Below are 15,907 nucleotides of genomic sequence, written 5' to 3'. Positions count from 1 at the left end.
GTTGATATTATGATAAAAAGTTATTTGTATATTTATGAAATTCACTTGCATTTAAATGTTTTCATTATGAAATCTTTAATAAAAATTAAGCTGAATTTAAGAAAAAATACATATTATGGTATAAATAAGTAAAAGAGGTATACCGACTTATGTAAAAAGCTTTATGGAGAGACAGGGATTAAATATTATAATTGGTACAATGATATTGATATTTATTATCAAATAGTTTAATATAATAGTATAGATTAATACTGGAGATTAATAAATGAGTTTACATAAAATAATAAATAATTGACACTGAAAGAAGGGAAAAGTATGAAGAAAATAGTATTATTGAGACATGGAGAGAGTGTATGGAATCAGGAAAATAAATTTACAGGGTGGACAGATGTAGATTTGTCTCCAAAAGGAATTGAAGAAGCTAAAAAGGCTGGAAAAATTCTGAAAGAAGCTGGATATACTTTCGATGTTGGTTTTACATCTGTACTTAAAAGGTCTATAAAGACACTGTGGTATGTGCTTGAGGAGCTTGACTTACTGTGGATACCTGTAAGCAGATCCTGGAGATTAAATGAAAGGCATTATGGTGCTCTTCAAGGATTAAACAAAGCAGAGACAGCTGAAAAATACGGTGAAGAACAGGTGCATAAGTGGAGAAGGGATTCTAATGTTTTTCCTCCTGAACTTGAAAAGGATGATCCAAGATATCCTGGTTTTGAAGATAAGTATAAAGGGCTTACGGATAAAGAACTTCCAGTTACAGAAAACCTAAATGCTACTATTGACAGGGTTCTTCCTGACTGGAAAGAAGTGATTGCTCCTGAAGTTCTAGCAGACAAAAAGGTAGTTATAGCTGCGCATGGTAACAGCCTTAGGGCACTAGTAAAGTATTTAGATAATCTTACTAATGAAGAGGTTACGAATTTAAATATTCCTACAGGTGTACCTCTTGTATATGAGCTAGATGATGATTTAAAGCCAATTAAGCATTATTATTTAGGCGATGCATCGGAAATAGAAAAAAAGCAGCAGCAGGTAGCGAATCAAAGCAAGGCTAAATAGAAAGATAGCAGGTAATTAGGATTACAATTACCTGCTATCTTTTTTTACTTTCTTTAATAAAACTTCGACTATGCCATATCTATCACCTAGATATAGAAGTCCATAGGCAGAGAACATCAATACATAAGGCATAGCTGGAAAAAAGTATCTTCCCATTGTGAAAAACGGTAGGTAAACAACTATAAAATATAAGATAACCATCATAGGCAATAGAGCAAGCTTATTTTTTGATTTGCTTTTTATAAATTTTACAATGCCAAATATAGAGAGAAGGATTATTATGGCATGATACAGCGCGGCTTCTATAAAATTCACACCTAATATTTGTTTCCAGTAAAAGGGGTAATTTATTTGCCACCAGGCTTTTCCTAAGGTGTACCACAATATAAACTTTATTGGATGCTTTGGAAATAGGTTCTCTAATCTATATTTTGAAATGGCTATCTCTACATTGTTTTGCTGCTGTTCTGAATTATCTTTATAGCTGTAGTCAAATTGCTTGTAATTTAAGCCATCTGTACTTCGTGAACTTTGATCATAATTTATGTAAGTTCCTTGTAGCATAGGGTTTCCTGTTGCTAGGGTAAATGGAATAAATTTATGGAATATGTTATAGTTTCTTATCCACCAAGGACACAAAACTGCTGAAAATACAATAGTTGTTACTAAAGCATATTTTATGCAGTTTATTAATTTAACTTTATTAATTACCCACATTATGAGAATTAAAACAGGATATAAGGCTATTGTTGGTCTGAATAGGGCGGCTAATCCCCAAAATAATCCACCGATAAGATAATACTTAAGTTCATTTTTTTCAATAGCTTCTAAGGAGAAAAGCACCAAAAGCATTACAAAAAATTTAAAAAATGTTTCTGTTAAAACTAAATTGGGAGTCCATATTTCTGCTATACAAAAAGTATCTAAAATTACTGCTGTAATGGCAACTTTGGTGTTAAATATTTTCCTACCAATAAGGAACATAAGATATAATGATATACTTTGGAGCATTGCCTGAAGTACTCTAAAAGCTGTGATGCCCCCAAATTCTCCAAATAGTTTCATTAGAAAAGCTAATATATATGAAACGCCAGGCATCATAAATACTGTAGGTTCCGGCGGCTTATGATATATGTAATTACCCGTTTGGGATAAAATCTAGGCACTTCTAATAAATTTAACATCGTCATTGTCAGGTCGGTAAAAATTACCGAGCAATGTAGAATTGCCGTAATAAAGAATTGAAAAAATAGTCAGGGCAAGCATGGATAGGCAGCAGATGGCTAATATCATTTTAATTGATTTGCTTTCATTTTTTATAGAAAACAATTTTATCATCTCCCTTTGTTATATATAGTTATACATAAAAGTATTAACAAGTCTGATTTGCATTAAATGGAAAATGGTTTTTCTATACACCTCTACCTTATCTGAAATATTTGTTTAAGGACGTTATTAAAAAACAAACATTAAAAATATAATAGGAAAAGCATAATATATATTTTTCTTTACTAATAAGTAAATGGTCCCGAACAATATGCCGTCAAGCGCTATAAAACAGCCGAATACAATGCTTCCTTTCCAAACGATATGTATTAAACCCCAAGTTATTGCGAGAAGAATGCCTCCCCATGGAATTTTAGAACTCTTAAACATCAAATCTCCAAATTTTTGTCCGAAAGAAATTATCAATGTTGCTAGTACTATTTCAAATACGTAGTAAATATATTGAAGGATAAAAGATATAATGCCTAAGGTACCAAAAGATTTGATATGCATGCTAAACTCTGCAACAGGTTTTAATTTGAAATTCCACAGAGCCGTTGTTACTATTATTGCCGATGCTAATAACAGCAAGGCAATGAAAAGATTAATTTTAGTTGGTTTCTCGTTGGTTTTCAATATGTTGAAATCGAGCTTAGATTTTGATAGTGAGAATAAGTAGTAAGCGGATATTGCCCATACTAGAATTACCAGGATAAAATTGATTGAATCTATAGTAAAACTGAAATTAGAACTCGATTCTCCAACAATAGAAGAAATGATATTTGAAATTAATGGATCTAACTGGATTACAATCCAGGAGAGTAATGCAAGAAATAAAAAACTAAATTTTGAAACACCTTTCATAATAAAAGACTTCCTTTATGTTAATAATATAAGTATGTATGAGTGAAATACTATATATATAAATTGCAATAAAGTTCTTATATTGTGACTTCTGAAATACCACTGCTAAATAGGTTCGACCTTAGGGTATTTTGGAAGTCAGAATATATTAGAACTTTCGCAAATTATATAGAAAGCAAAGATATTTATTACTTTCTATATAGATGCAGCTGAGGTAAAGCATTTTCCTAATTTCTGCTTTCTACAGAATATACAAGCATATCTTCAAGACTTAAATCCAGTTCCTCAACAAAGAGGACATCATTGGCTTTAAGTTTTTCAGCTAAAGCTTCAGTATAGTCTTTGGTTATTATATTGTAGCTTCGGCCTATCTTATCTATCTGTAAGAATTCAGGCCACTTTTCAAAGCCTTCCGGAGCTTTATCCTTAAATATAACCTGAAGTTTTCTCATATTCTTCTTTAGATTATCTAGCGAATTGTTTTTTATTACTTCACCGTCATCCATAAATATAACCTGATCACATATGCTTTCAAGGTCTGCTAGGTTATGTGAGGATATTAAAACGGTAGTCTTTCTTTCATATACATCATCAATAAGCATCTTCAAAAATTTCCTTTTAATTATTGGGTCAAGCCCTGAGGTTGGCTCATCAAGTATCATAATCTCAGGTCTTATGCTTAAGGCAAGCATAAAGAAAACTCTGGATATATTTCCTTTAGAAAGCTTTGAAAGTTTTTGTCTTAAGGGTATTTTGAAGACTTCATTAGCCTTATTAAAGCAGTCCATATCAAAATTTTCATAAGCTAATTTGTAGTGCTTTATTATATCCTTTATTCTACTTTGATTAAAATAATCATTTTTATCTGCGACATAACCTATAATTTTCTTAATATCTGAATTATCTCTTACATTTTGAGAGTTAATAAGAACTTCACCGTTATCTGGCTCATATATGTCAACTATAGTCCTGATAAGTGTTGATTTCCCGGCACCATTTGGACCTACAAGGCCTGTTATGTTGCCTTTATCGATAGTAAAAGACACATTTTTTACAGCTTCTTTTCCAGGAAAACTCTTTGAGATGTTTTTTATTTCGAGCATATTAAGCCACTCTCCTTCTGTTTTCTATTTTTCCTATAAGCTTATAGACAAGTACTGTTAATGGTATCCAGCTTATATTTATTACAAGAAGTAAATATTCACAAAATTCCCTAAAAATATGATTTCTAAGGCTTTGCTCAATAAAGCCGTCAAAATTAATTCCAGTTACATATCCAATAAAAAATGCCAATAGTAAAAGAAGTAATTCTAAAGACATTACTATGAATAAAGAAACAATTGCTTTGAAAATATTCTTTAATGTTTTGAACGTAAAGATATTTGATAGATTTTCATATTTGATTTTTCGGTTTAACATAATATTTATTGCTAAGAATATAGCGGCTGTGAGTAAGAATATTATGCCGCCTATAATTTTATGTGCGCTGCAAAAATCCATAAAAGCAGGTATTATTCCAAAATCTCCAGGAGTCCCCAATAACTTATTACATAAATAATCTATAAAAGTTCTTATAAATCCAATTTTAGGACTTGCACTAAAGTATAGTGAAGCAATTTCGAAGGCTACACAGGCAACCATTACAGCCGGCATAGCAATAGCTGAAATATTGTTGCTGAAAAGCAGCTGCATAGACTGAAAAAATATGACGATAAAGGTAGTCATGCAGAAAGTTATAAAAACTAATAAAAGTACATACTTATATGCTTCAAACTTTATGCCTGAAGGAAAAGATGTGTTCATGGTTATCAGTATCATAGATATTAGAATATAGAATATAAATGGAACAGTATAACTTATTATCAGTCCTATTATTTTTGTTACAACAAAGGAATCTCTTGAAACTGGCTGAGCCATCACGTATCCATATTTAGTCTCTTTATTGTTGTAAAAGGCTAAAAGGGTAATTACTGCAATAGAAACCACGAAGAACAAAACTCCTGTATTATCAACAAATACTTGAAAATGCTTTGAGTGTGGATAATAGTTACGAAGTATATAATTATTAGGTTGTGAAAAAAAACCAAATGAGAACAATATAATTACGAACATTGAGATTGCCGCAGAATATATTATATTCCTCATGTCATCGAACAGCAGGGCAGTGCTGAATAACTTATTTTTCATCTATGTGAACCCCCTCATCTGAATTCTCAAATTCCCCGTATATACCATTGATTATTTCTATTAAATCCTCTTTTGTCATACCCATATAGTGAGCATTTAATATAATCTGTTTTAATGAATTTTTTAAATCAATAACCATATCTTCCTCCAATTTTGGTTTGTATTCCTCTGATACAAAAGTTCCTTTTCCCCTTAAAGTTTCAATGATTTTCATTCTTTCAAGCTCCGAATAAGCCTTGCTTACAGTGTTTGGATTTGTTGTAAGCATTGCTGCCAGCTCTCTTACAGATGGCAGCTTATCGCCTGCTTGAAGGATCCCCTTTATTATATTTTCCTTCACAGAAGCTATAATCTGCTCATATATTGGAGTACTGCTTCGTGGATCGATATTAAAGATAATAACCACCTCCATTAATAGTATTATGTGTACTAAGTGTTTGCAGTGTACTAACTCAAATAGTACACTCATAGTATAACCATGTTTGGATAAGAATGTCAAGAGAAAAATAAAAAAATAGTTGCACCCTCTTAAGAAAATACTATCAGGCAAATAAGCAAGAGAAATGATTTGGAAGAAGTAATATAGAAAATAGTACTTTGTAAATGCATAGAGTCGGTTAAAGGGATGAGTGACTGACGGAGGCATTTTTCAGCCGACAGAGGTCACTCATTCCTTATTCTGTTTTCTCTATACTTTTTAGGTGTTGTGCCTGCGAATTGTTTAAATACTCTAGTGAAGTGGCTTTGATCGTGAAAGTTTAGCCAGGTTCCTATATCTAAAATAGAATAATTTGAATTTATTAGAAGTTTTTTTGCCTCTTCTATCTTTTGTTCCTGGATATACTCAGTAAGAGAAAGGCCAACTTCTTTTTTGAATAAATTAGACAGATAGTTACGGCTAAGGCTAACCTGCCTGCATAGTCCATCTAAAGAAATTACTTCATAGATATGTTTAAAAATATAGTTTATACATATTGCTATTGGTTTAGAATAATTAGAAGCTTTCGCTTCATGAACTTTATCTGTAAAATCACAGAGTACTGAAGTAATAAACTGGTTAATTTCTTTTATGTCTGTAATCTCTTCTAGAGCTTGGATATAGGAATCACTAAGCGTGTAGGCTACTTCAGAATCAAGACCGCCTTTTATAGCTGCTCTGGTAGCTATAGTAATTGTACATATTGTCATATTTTTTTCTGCTCTTATAGGATTATTTTTGGCCAATATCCCAGGTTCACCATCGAAAGGCATATTTATGGTTTTTAAAAGTTTTTCCTTGTTGCCTTGAGAGACGCTTTCAATAATGCTTTTTTCACGGTTTTGTGAATGATGAAAAGAAACATTTTGTCTGTTTTTTATTAATGTGGCATTATAATCATATTTTATCTTAGATAATTTTGGTGATAGGGATTCTTCGGATGTAAAACTACTAAAATCGAGTTTTTTGTTGTACAGAAAATAATATATCATCATACCCAAATTCACTAATTTATTTGTCTCAACTATAGTTATGGAGTTGAAATAACGTATTAGATTTCCATTAAAAGCAGAAGGCAGATTATTCTTTTTTAATATATTATTGATATCGCTGGAGGAAGGAATATTAGCAGCTGAGGGGCCTAGAATAAAACTGCCTATAAAGGCATTATCACAGCGTAAGCCTATACGTAGGTAGTCTTCGCCGTAGGCAGTCGTTTTTATACATGGTATACAATCAGTTGATGAAGCTATAAACATTGAATTGAAAAGGGTTAGTTTATCATGGTATAGTGGGTTTGATTCGTTACCATAGAAAAAAGAGAATAATATTGAACCTTTTGAATCTATAAAATGGACAGGCATATTAAAGACTTCAAAAAATAATTTACATAGATATTCTATATCATAATTTGAATCAAAGGATTCGCTTCTAGTTATCATAAAAACCTCCTGATTATAATATATTTGTTATAAAAATAAGTATATTGTACAAAAATTATAACATAAAAATTGATATAATCTACTTAAATTATTAATGATATTAAAGCTTGGAGGGTAATGAAAATGAAAAGAGACATAAAAGAAATCGTTTCCAAAATGACACTTGAAGAAAAGGCAGGGTTATGTTCAGGACTTGATTTTTGGCATACTAAAGGTGTAGAGAGATTAGGAGTGCCATCCATAATGGTAACGGACGGTCCTCATGGATTAAGAAAACAAGATACATCAGCAGATCATCTTGGAATAAATGACAGCGTTCCAGCAACTTGTTTTCCTTCTGGAGCAACTTTGGCATGTTCTTGGGACAGAAGCCTTTTGCAAAAGGTCGGTACTGCTTTGGGTGAGGAGTGTCAGGCTGAAGGGGTTTCCGTAATACTTGGACCAGCTGCGAATATAAAACGTTCGCCATTATGCGGAAGAAACTTTGAGTATTTTTCTGAGGATCCATATCTTTCAACTGAAATGGCAGCTAATCATATAAAAGGAGTGCAAAGTCAGGGAGTAGGAACGTCCTTAAAGCATTTTGCAGTAAACAATCAAGAACATAGAAGATTATCTGTGGATGCTGAAGTAGATGAGAGAACACTAAGAGAAATATATTTAGCAAGCTTTGAAGGTGCAGTTAAGCAGTCACAGCCTTGGACAGTTATGTGTTCATATAATAAAGTAAATGGAACATATGCTTCTGAAAATGAATATCTGCTTACTTCAATATTAAAAGAAGAGTGGGGGCATGAGGGATTTGTTATGTCTGACTGGGGTGCAGTAGACCGTAGGGAAAATGCACTAAAAGCCGGTTTGGAGCTAGAAATGCCATCCAGTAACGGTATAGGTGATAATAGAATTGTTCAAGCTGTTAAAAATGGAGAGCTTAAAGAGGAAGTTTTGGATAAAGCTGTAGAGAGACTATTAAATATTATATTTAAAGCAGTTGATAATAAAAAAGAAGGTGCTGTTTATGATAGAGAGCAGCATCATAGTTTAGCAAGAAAAATTGCTGGAGAGTGTATGGTTCTTCTTAAGAATGAAGATAATATTCTTCCTCTTAAAAAAGAAGGAAAGATTGCAGTTATCGGAGGTTTTGTTGATAAGTACAGATATCAGGGAGGCGGAAGCTCTCATATAAAACCTAATAAGCTTGATAATGCAGCTGAAGAACTAAAAAAGGCAGCTAAAGGTGAGAATATTGTATTTGCTAAAGGTTTTAGCCTGGATAACGATGAAGTTGACAGTAAACTTATGGAAGAGGCTAAAAATGCAGCTGCTTCAGCTGAAACTGCTGTAATATTTGCAGGACTTCCTGATAGATACGAATCAGAGGGCTATGATAGATCTCATATGAGAATACCGGATAATCAAATAGCTTTGATCAATGCAATCGCTGAAGTTCAGAAAAATATTGTGGTTGTTTTGAGTAACGGTTCACCAATTGAAATGCCATGGATAGGAAATGTCAAAGGAATATTAGAAGCATATCTTGGCGGGGAAGCAGGAGCTGGTGCTATAGCAGATATACTATTTGGAGAGGTTAATCCATCTGGAAAATTAGCAGAAAGTTTCCCTAAAAAATTGAGTGACAATCCATCTTATCTTAACTTCCCAGGTGAAGGGGACACTGTAGAATATAAGGAAGGATTGTTTGTAGGCTACAGATACTATGATAAAAAAGAAGTTGAAACTTTATTCCCGTTTGGATATGGTTTAAGTTACACTACATTTGAATATAAAAATATAACAGTGGATAAAAAGAACATTACTGATGAAGAAAAATTAGTTGTAAAGGTTACTGTTAAAAATACAGGAAAGCTTACAGGAAAAGAAATAGTTCAGCTTTATGTTAGAGATGTGGAAAGCAGCGTAATAAGACCTGTAAAAGAACTTAAGGGCTTTGAAAAGGTTGAGCTTGCTGCAGGAGAAGAAAAAACAGTTGAATTCGTACTAGATAAGAGAACTTTTGCTTACTACAATGTGGATATCAAAGATTGGTATGTTGAGAGCGGAGATTTTGAAATCCTGATTGGAAGTTCATCAAAAGATATATATCTTAAGGATGTAGTAAATGTTGAGGGTACTACAGCAGTTAAGAAAATATATACAAGAAATTCAACAGTTGGAGACGTAATGGCAAATCCACAAGCTAGAAAGCTTACTGAAGAGCTGTTAAGCAGCACTTTTGGGCAAGGAACAGATGATTCAGAAAACCTTGGAACTGATATGACAGCTATGATGAAGGATATGACATTAAGATCTATACTTCATTTTGGCGGAGACAAATCAAAGGAGAAAGAATTAGATAAGATTTTAGAAATGTTAAATAAGTAATAAAAAATGGTTGCATGCTCTGCAACCATTTTTAATACTCTGACTCCTGACATTATTTATATATCGAACTTAGTTGCATTTCTTTGTGTAAGCTGTGCTCCGTATTTTGATACAAGAGAGCCGCCGTCACTTACGAATATGTCATTTGCAATGATAGTATTCATAAGGGATACAGCTTCGTCTTTTGTCAAATTTGACTTAACATCTGATACGCTTATGCTGACTTTATCACCAGTAGTATTTATAAAGGTCATAGATAATGTGTATTCCATGTTCAAACCTCCTTTCATTAAATTTTAGTGCAATTGCTAGTATTATGCATTGGTAAGTTTTGATGCTTCATTTAAGTAGAAATCACCAGTTCCAGCATTTAGTACAGCGCTTATAGCTTTTGCAACAGCATAAATTTTTTCAGCATCAGCATTTACTTTTACAGCAGAAAATGTCTTTTTTCTGTAGATTTTCTTACCGTTTTTATCTGTACCGTTCTCAACCTCGATGCTTAATGTTGTTGTGTCTAAAACCTTACTTACTGCCATTAGTATCACCTCCTTTTGTTTTCCACTTCGTTGTGGACATAAAGTATATATGCCGCATGACAAAAGTTAACCGGCAAATTTGGATTTTAATAGAAAAATTTTTATGGTATACTGAATAAAGAAACATAAAAGGTGATGATATAATGGATAACGCGGATAGAATAAGCCCTCTTTTTTAGATTATAAAAAAGAAGGGCGAGGTTAAATGATATTAAAAAAATTGAATAGTATAGAGTATAGAAAGATCAATGCGTTGGCTTTACCATTGATATTAAATAATGTAACTGCAATGATAATAGGACTATGCGATGATGCCATGGCAGGAAGAATATCGGTTGGTGCTTTTGCTGCCATAGGTATGATTGTAAGTACAATAAACAGCATAACAGGAGTTGTTGGAGCAGCAGCTGTAGCTTTTAATATAATCGGCGGTAGATGCAATGGAGAAAAAGATACAGATGGACTTCATGACAATCTGCTGTTTAATATTGTATACAGCATAGTTGTAGGATTGCTGTTTTTTGTGATAACTGTACTTACAGGAAAGTTTTTGCTTAAAACTATCTATCATTTTAATGGTAAACTTCTAAATCAAGCGTGGGAATATATGAGTATTTTCAGCATATCTATAGGATTAAATATGCTTTTATTTACCTTTTCATCTTATTTTAAGATAGTTAAAAAGACTAAATATATATTTTGCGGAAACTTATCAGCTTCCATATTAAATGTAATATTCGATTATGCACTTATATTTGGTCATTTTGGTATGCCGAAGCTTGGCATGAAGGGCAACGCCATTGGATCTATTTTAGCTATGATTATAAATCTGATTGTATATATTATTGCTTCAAAGGCACATAAATTTATTTTTATAAGAAAAATAGATTTTTACGAAATTTTTAAGAACAGTGCTGGTATAATAATACCGCTTATGGGGCAAGAGCTTTTAGAATCTACTGTTATGGTGGTAGCTATGAATTATATGTTATCAAGCATAGGAGTGCTTCCGGTTTCTGTGTATAACTTATTAACCAGTGTGATTAGCATTGCACTCATGCCAATGTATGCTTACTCCCAGACATCACTTACAATTATAAGTGAAAAGACAGGAGCAAAAGATCAAGCCGGAATAAAGCGTACACCAGGTAGATGCCTTTTGATGGCTTTAGTTTTTTATGCAGGTATATCAGTTATTATGTTAATTTTGAAAAATTATATTCCTGGGATAATAACTGATGATAAGAAATTGATATTAGCGGCTTCAAGTTTTCTTCCTACCATGGTGCTTATAAATGTAATGAACATACCTAATAATGTATATAAATACAGTCTTCAAGCAGTTGGAGCAGAGAAGTGGGTGTTTATGGCTTCACTTTTTATTAATGGATTTTCAATTATTGTAATTTTTGTTTTTACAGTAATTCTTCATATGGAACTTTGGGGGATATTTGCAGGAACATTTATTAATTATCTCATTTTGACGCTTGTGTTTTTACAGAGGTATCGTAAATTGGAATTTGTAGTTAAGTAGGAGAGAAAAAGTAAGAGTTTAGATTGAAATTCAGCTTTTAAACTGAATTTCTTCAATAGCTCTTACCTATAAAGTGAGGACTATGATGAGTGATAAAATAATTTTAAGAGATTTAAATGAATATGACTGGGACGTTATAGAAGAGTCTTTTAGAAGAGAAGGTTGGCAGAAAGATCTGGAAAGCTATAAGCAGTATTTTGACTATATGAAACAGGGTATATGTTCCATAATTATTGCTCAATGGCTGGAGGATTTTGCAGGTGTTTTGGTTATAAACTGGCAGTCTGAATATGAGAATTTTAAGGAAAGAGAAATTCCTGAAATCAGCGATATAAGAGTCGTTCATAAATTTATGCGAAGCAGCGTTTATGATGAGCTTATGGATGAAGCTGAAAAAAGGATATTTCAGAAAAAGGATACTGCTGGTATAGGAATATCCCTTGCTGCCGAATACTCTCAAACACATATACTTTGTATAAAGCGAGGTTATATTCCAGACGGAACTGGGATATATAAACAAAACAAGCAGCTTCAATTAGGCCAGCAGATTATATTTGATGAAAAGCTTAAGATGTATATGATAAAAAACTGTGATAAAAAGATTGCCTATAAAAAAGGTGCTATACGAAAACTAGAAAACATTTATTATGATATCTATAAAGGAAAGCTGTAATCGGCATATATACGTTTCATAACCAATATATGCGGAGGTAAAAATGGAAAGTGAACTGTTAACAAATATGATCTACATAACCTATGTTTCAAGTACAGACTCAAAGGGACACGATACATTGAAAACGCAGAAATTCAGCAACATAGGACTTAATGTGGACGATGAAACCTTTAACCGTGTCATAAAAGCCATAAGCAGTGTTATGGGAAAAACAGTTATAGAGGCTGGAAAGATACAAAAATACACAATACAATAATAAAATTAAGGACCTGCAGCATTTTTAGCTGCAGGTCCTTAATTTTTGTATGTAAAATCATCATGTACATTTAAGATTAATTTTAATTTAGCTAGAACTGAGTTTTTCCTTCTTACTGCCCGAGAATAGGATATTCCCTTAAATTCTGAATATTTCTTTATTGAATATCTGTGAAAGAATACATAGGTTACTAGCTCTTTTTCTTCGTCGGATAGTAATTTTAAAGCCTCGCTAAGTTTTTCTCTAAATTCACTCATTAATATTATATCTTCTATATTTTCCTGTGAACTAAGAGAATTTTCAAACATATCATCCATGACAAGGGAACTTGGACCATCACCAATATTTCTTCTTATGGAACCTCGTATGAGATAATTTATTGAATTTTTAATAGAATTAGTAGCATAGGCAACAAAGCGGTGCTTTGAAGTATCATATAAATTTATGCATCTCAGCAGGGTTTTATAGCATTCACTTTGTATGTCTGAGGTTTCGTAGGAATTTATGAAGGATTTCCTAGAAATGTTTATTATAAAAGGGTTAAACTCATTAAGTAGTGCTTCTTTCGCTGCATCATTGTCAGCTTTTGCAGAGATAACAAGGTTTTCAATAAGTTCGTAATTCATTGCTTTACCACTCCTTACAGAATTATTTTCATAGATATATATGCTTTTCCAGTAATTGTTAACGGGTAAAGACTTAAAAATGTTATAATCAAAGTAGTGTATTTATTATACAATATTATTTACAGAAAAAGGAAGAGAAGAAATGAATATAAAAACAGGTAACTGCTCGGTGCAGGTTAATTAATCTGTTAGCAGATTGTACCGAGCATAAGTAAGTTGTTAACAGGTTTATAAACTGTACCGCTTTCTAAAAGTTGATTTTATTTTAGAATTAAGGAGTGCAGTTATGAGTTTATTATATAAATTAATATTAAAAAGAAAAAAATTATCAATAATCTATGCTATATCAGGTATAGCTATAGCATTTTTAGCGGCTCTTAATGTTAAACTTCTACAAAAGCTTATTGATGAATTTACTTCAAAAAATGTTGAGGTGAGCTCAATAGTTTTGTATGGCACAGCGGCTTTAGTTAGCTGCATTATTAATTATTTTGATGAATATCCTAAAAATATAATTGAGAATGCTGTATATTTCGATTTTAAAATAGAAGCTCTAAAAAAGATAAGCAGAATGGATTATGCTCATTATGAAAAGCTAGGTACAGGACAGCTGATTCAGAAGATCGAAAATGGAGCAGATGCAGGTAAAAGTATGCTTTTCAATTTCTATTTTGAACTTATAAGGAATATCGTTCCCAATATAACGTTCAGCCTGATTTTTATAGCCACAATAAATATCAAGATCATGATGCTTATCACAGCAGGATATATATTTGTTTTTATATTCACTAATCTCGTGCTGAAATATCTGTATAAGATAAAAGAACGTGTACTAGTTGATGAGGAATTTCTAAATAATAACCTTATACGCGGCTTTATGGAAATGCCTGTATTCAGAATAAACGGTAAGTTTAAGAATGAAATAGATAAGGCAAAGGAACAAGCAGCATCCATAACCCATGGAAAAACTAAAATGGTTATGATCCATGAAATGTTTTTTACAGTGTTTGCATTGATAACGATATTGATAAAGTTATCAATAATTATTTATGCTTTTGTGAAAAGAGATATATCTGTTGGTGAGATAGTTGCACTTATTACCTTCATAGAGAATGCTTATAACCCCATTGCAATCTTCAATGTTATTTTTGTGCAATATAAGCTTGATAAAGTTACATTCAAGAGGTATATCGAAATAATGAACATTCCAGAGGATCAGAATCTTTTTAAGGGCTCAAAGGTTGAGGTAGGAGCTGGAGATATCAAATTTGAAAATGTAAGATTTTCGCATACACATCAGCCTTTTATAGAAAATTTAACCTTTCATATATGCAGCGGAAAATCTATAGCTATTGTAGGTGAAAGTGGTTCTGGTAAATCTACTATTGTTAAACAGATAGTAGGACTTATAAAGCCTTTAGAAGGTAAGATAACGGTTGATGGACAAAATCTTAAGGATATAAAACTTGAGCACTATTATAGATTTATATCTTACACGTCCCAGGAATCTCCTATATTTCAGGGAACCTTAAGAGAAAACATAGTTTTCAATGGGAAAGTTCCAGATAAAAAAATTGAAAAAGCAATAGAACTTGTAGGATTAAAGGATTTTTATAGTAAGCTGGAATGTGGATTAAATACTCAGGTTGGAGAGAAAGGAATTATGCTTTCAGGAGGAGAGCGCCAAAGGCTTGCCCTTGCTAGAGTTTATTTTCAGAAAGCACCCATAGTGATACTTGATGAGGCAACGTCAGCTTTGGACAATATCACAGAGAAACTGGTAATAAATAATGTAATGAAATTTCTAAAAGGCAGTACGATTATAATAGTAGCACACAGATTGAATACTATACAGAAGGCTGATAGTATATGCGTTTTAAAACAGGGACAGATAGTCGGGAAAGGAAGCTTTAGAGAGCTTTTAGATAATAACGATTATTTTAAAAAACTTTGGCTGGCAGGGAAAAACTGAAAATATTTCAAGCTAAATAAAAAAGGATTGTGGAATTAATGCTGCACTTACAATGAAATTCTCTTAAGTTACACTTCCAGAGCGGAGAAATATTGAATTATATTATTAATAAGAGTGGAACTACTGTTACTACAGTAAAGGTTGGAGAATAGAAATTCTGTTTTAAAAATTAAGGAGATGACTAAAAAGCATCTCTTTAATTTTACAAGAAAAAATGAATAAAAATACAAAAATAGTATTGACACTTAATAAAAATAAGAGTATTATCAAATCATAAAATCTGTGATCAGAAAGAGTAGATATGGAAGTTTAGTCAAAGCGATTCCGGGGTGGTGTGAGCCGGTTACTGTAGTCTGTATTGAATGGATCTGTGAGATGGTGTGCGAAATATTTACATAGATTAGCACTTCCCGGTAGTCTACCGTTAAAAAGACGGGATATTGAAAAAGTATCCTCATGAGAGAGTTTTTTTAGGTGGCGAATGAATGCGACACTTCATCCTAATGATGAAGTGTCTTTTTGTATTTATGTTTATATCGTCAGCTTTATAAGAACTAATTTGGGTGGCAACGCGAGTCATTTCGTCCCATTGTGGATGAAGTGGCTCTTTTTATTTATATGTCAAG

At 32.3% G+C, this 15,907-nt stretch carries 15 protein-coding genes and 1 other annotated feature; of the genes, 6 read left to right on the top strand and 9 right to left on the bottom strand.

Annotated features, from left to right (window positions below; all coding sequences use genetic code 11):
- Positions 1 to 315 precede the first annotated feature (315 nt).
- Positions 316 to 1,062: a 2,3-diphosphoglycerate-dependent phosphoglycerate mutase gene (gene gpmA / locus CLORY_RS02100; protein WP_079421868.1), complete on the top strand. Its 747-nt coding sequence runs from the start codon at positions 316 to 318 to the stop codon at positions 1,060 to 1,062.
- A 27-nt stretch (positions 1,063 to 1,089) separates the two neighbouring features.
- Here gpmA and CLORY_RS02095 read toward each other — a convergent pair whose 3' ends face one another.
- The 6 genes from CLORY_RS02095 to CLORY_RS02070 all read right to left on the bottom strand — a co-directional run bounded on the left by CLORY_RS02095 (position 1,090) and on the right by CLORY_RS02070 (position 7,299).
- Complete coding sequence (locus CLORY_RS02095) at positions 1,090 to 2,160, bottom strand: glycosyltransferase family 39 protein (RefSeq protein ID WP_278335296.1); 1,071 nt, start codon at positions 2,158 to 2,160, stop codon at positions 1,090 to 1,092.
- 357 nt (positions 2,161 to 2,517) lie between these two features.
- Positions 2,518 to 3,192, bottom strand: coding sequence for a hypothetical protein (locus tag CLORY_RS23530; RefSeq protein WP_207652155.1), 675 nt, complete (start codon positions 3,190 to 3,192; stop codon positions 2,518 to 2,520).
- A 227-nt stretch (positions 3,193 to 3,419) separates the two neighbouring features.
- Complete coding sequence (locus CLORY_RS02085) at positions 3,420 to 4,295, bottom strand: ABC transporter ATP-binding protein (RefSeq protein WP_079421867.1); 876 nt, start codon at positions 4,293 to 4,295, stop codon at positions 3,420 to 3,422.
- Position 4,296: 1 nt separating this feature from the next.
- Complete coding sequence (locus CLORY_RS02080) at positions 4,297 to 5,379, bottom strand: hypothetical protein (protein WP_079421866.1); 1,083 nt, start codon at positions 5,377 to 5,379, stop codon at positions 4,297 to 4,299.
- Positions 5,369 to 5,776, bottom strand: coding sequence for a GntR family transcriptional regulator (locus tag CLORY_RS02075; protein WP_079421886.1), 408 nt, complete (start codon positions 5,774 to 5,776; stop codon positions 5,369 to 5,371). The genes CLORY_RS02080 and CLORY_RS02075 overlap by 11 nt, the downstream gene beginning before the upstream one ends.
- 266 nt (positions 5,777 to 6,042) lie before the next feature.
- Positions 6,043 to 7,299, bottom strand: a complete 1,257-nt coding sequence (locus CLORY_RS02070; protein WP_079421865.1) for a helix-turn-helix domain-containing protein — start codon at positions 7,297 to 7,299, stop codon at positions 6,043 to 6,045.
- Positions 7,300 to 7,422: 123 nt separating this feature from the next.
- Here CLORY_RS02070 and CLORY_RS02065 point away from each other — a divergent pair, with 123 nt between their 5' ends.
- The gene (locus tag CLORY_RS02065) at positions 7,423 to 9,681 is read left to right on the top strand and encodes a beta-glucosidase (RefSeq protein ID WP_079421864.1); all 2,259 of its coding nucleotides are present in this window, start codon (positions 7,423 to 7,425) and stop codon (positions 9,679 to 9,681) included.
- Between the two features lie 56 nt (positions 9,682 to 9,737).
- Here the strand turns inward: CLORY_RS02065 and CLORY_RS02060 are convergent, their stop codons facing one another.
- Positions 9,738 to 9,953, bottom strand: coding sequence for a DUF2922 domain-containing protein (locus CLORY_RS02060; RefSeq protein WP_079421863.1), 216 nt, complete (start codon positions 9,951 to 9,953; stop codon positions 9,738 to 9,740).
- 42 nt (positions 9,954 to 9,995) lie between these two features.
- Entirely contained in the window at positions 9,996 to 10,220 is a 225-nt protein-coding gene (locus tag CLORY_RS02055) for a DUF1659 domain-containing protein (protein WP_079421862.1), read from the bottom strand.
- A gap of 205 nt (positions 10,221 to 10,425) precedes the next feature.
- On the opposite strand from CLORY_RS02055, the gene CLORY_RS02050 reads away from it, so the two are divergent.
- From CLORY_RS02050 to CLORY_RS02040, 3 genes are all read left to right on the top strand, one after another.
- Positions 10,426 to 11,754 (top strand): MATE family efflux transporter, encoded by a 1,329-nt coding sequence (locus tag CLORY_RS02050; RefSeq protein WP_079421861.1) that lies wholly within the window; start codon positions 10,426 to 10,428, stop codon positions 11,752 to 11,754.
- A gap of 85 nt (positions 11,755 to 11,839) precedes the next feature.
- Positions 11,840 to 12,427: a hypothetical protein gene (locus tag CLORY_RS02045; RefSeq protein WP_079421860.1), complete on the top strand. Its 588-nt coding sequence runs from the start codon at positions 11,840 to 11,842 to the stop codon at positions 12,425 to 12,427.
- A 43-nt stretch (positions 12,428 to 12,470) separates the two neighbouring features.
- Positions 12,471 to 12,683 (top strand): DUF1659 domain-containing protein, encoded by a 213-nt coding sequence (locus CLORY_RS02040; RefSeq protein WP_079421859.1) that lies wholly within the window; start codon positions 12,471 to 12,473, stop codon positions 12,681 to 12,683.
- A gap of 38 nt (positions 12,684 to 12,721) precedes the next feature.
- On the opposite strand, the gene CLORY_RS02035 is transcribed toward CLORY_RS02040, so the two are convergent.
- Positions 12,722 to 13,309 (bottom strand): sigma-70 family RNA polymerase sigma factor, encoded by a 588-nt coding sequence (locus CLORY_RS02035; RefSeq protein WP_079421858.1) that lies wholly within the window; start codon positions 13,307 to 13,309, stop codon positions 12,722 to 12,724.
- A 286-nt stretch (positions 13,310 to 13,595) separates the two neighbouring features.
- Between CLORY_RS02035 and CLORY_RS02030 the strand changes: the two genes are divergently transcribed.
- The gene (locus CLORY_RS02030) at positions 13,596 to 15,281 is read left to right on the top strand and encodes an ABC transporter ATP-binding protein (protein ID WP_079421857.1); all 1,686 of its coding nucleotides are present in this window, start codon (positions 13,596 to 13,598) and stop codon (positions 15,279 to 15,281) included.
- 273 nt (positions 15,282 to 15,554) lie between these two features.
- Positions 15,555 to 15,873: a binding site (T-box leader), on the top strand.
- The last annotated feature ends 34 nt before the right edge of the window (positions 15,874 to 15,907 follow it).

This window comes from Clostridium oryzae (assembly GCF_002029235.1).
GTDB lineage: Bacteria > Bacillota > Clostridia > Clostridiales > Clostridiaceae > Clostridium_AE > Clostridium_AE oryzae.
The sequence above is the reverse complement of the archived record's forward strand: the minus strand, read 5'-3'. Positions and strand labels throughout refer to the sequence as shown.

What these genes read in the sequence shown, in the direction of transcription:
- CLORY_RS02085 (WP_079421867.1), bottom strand. Translation starts at nt 4,295, where the DNA reads ATGCTCGAAATAAAAAACATCTCAAAGAGTTTTCCTGGAAAAGAAGCT.
- CLORY_RS02030 (WP_079421857.1), top strand. Translation starts at nt 13,596, where the DNA reads ATGAGTTTATTATATAAATTAATATTAAAAAGAAAAAAATTATCAATA.
- CLORY_RS02080 (WP_079421866.1), bottom strand. Translation starts at nt 5,379, where the DNA reads ATGAAAAATAAGTTATTCAGCACTGCCCTGCTGTTCGATGACATGAGG.
- CLORY_RS02035 (WP_079421858.1), bottom strand. Translation starts at nt 13,309, where the DNA reads ATGAATTACGAACTTATTGAAAACCTTGTTATCTCTGCAAAAGCTGAC.
- CLORY_RS02050 (WP_079421861.1), top strand. Translation starts at nt 10,426, where the DNA reads ATGATATTAAAAAAATTGAATAGTATAGAGTATAGAAAGATCAATGCG.
- CLORY_RS02095 (WP_278335296.1), bottom strand. Translation starts at nt 2,160, where the DNA reads ATGCCTGGCGTTTCATATATATTAGCTTTTCTAATGAAACTATTTGGA.
- CLORY_RS23530 (WP_207652155.1), bottom strand. Translation starts at nt 3,192, where the DNA reads ATGAAAGGTGTTTCAAAATTTAGTTTTTTATTTCTTGCATTACTCTCC.
- gpmA (WP_079421868.1), top strand. Translation starts at nt 316, where the DNA reads ATGAAGAAAATAGTATTATTGAGACATGGAGAGAGTGTATGGAATCAG.
- CLORY_RS02040 (WP_079421859.1), top strand. Translation starts at nt 12,471, where the DNA reads ATGGAAAGTGAACTGTTAACAAATATGATCTACATAACCTATGTTTCA.
- CLORY_RS02060 (WP_079421863.1), bottom strand. Translation starts at nt 9,953, where the DNA reads ATGGAATACACATTATCTATGACCTTTATAAATACTACTGGTGATAAA.
- CLORY_RS02070 (WP_079421865.1), bottom strand. Translation starts at nt 7,299, where the DNA reads ATGATAACTAGAAGCGAATCCTTTGATTCAAATTATGATATAGAATAT.
- CLORY_RS02045 (WP_079421860.1), top strand. Translation starts at nt 11,840, where the DNA reads ATGAGTGATAAAATAATTTTAAGAGATTTAAATGAATATGACTGGGAC.
- CLORY_RS02065 (WP_079421864.1), top strand. Translation starts at nt 7,423, where the DNA reads ATGAAAAGAGACATAAAAGAAATCGTTTCCAAAATGACACTTGAAGAA.
- CLORY_RS02055 (WP_079421862.1), bottom strand. Translation starts at nt 10,220, where the DNA reads ATGGCAGTAAGTAAGGTTTTAGACACAACAACATTAAGCATCGAGGTT.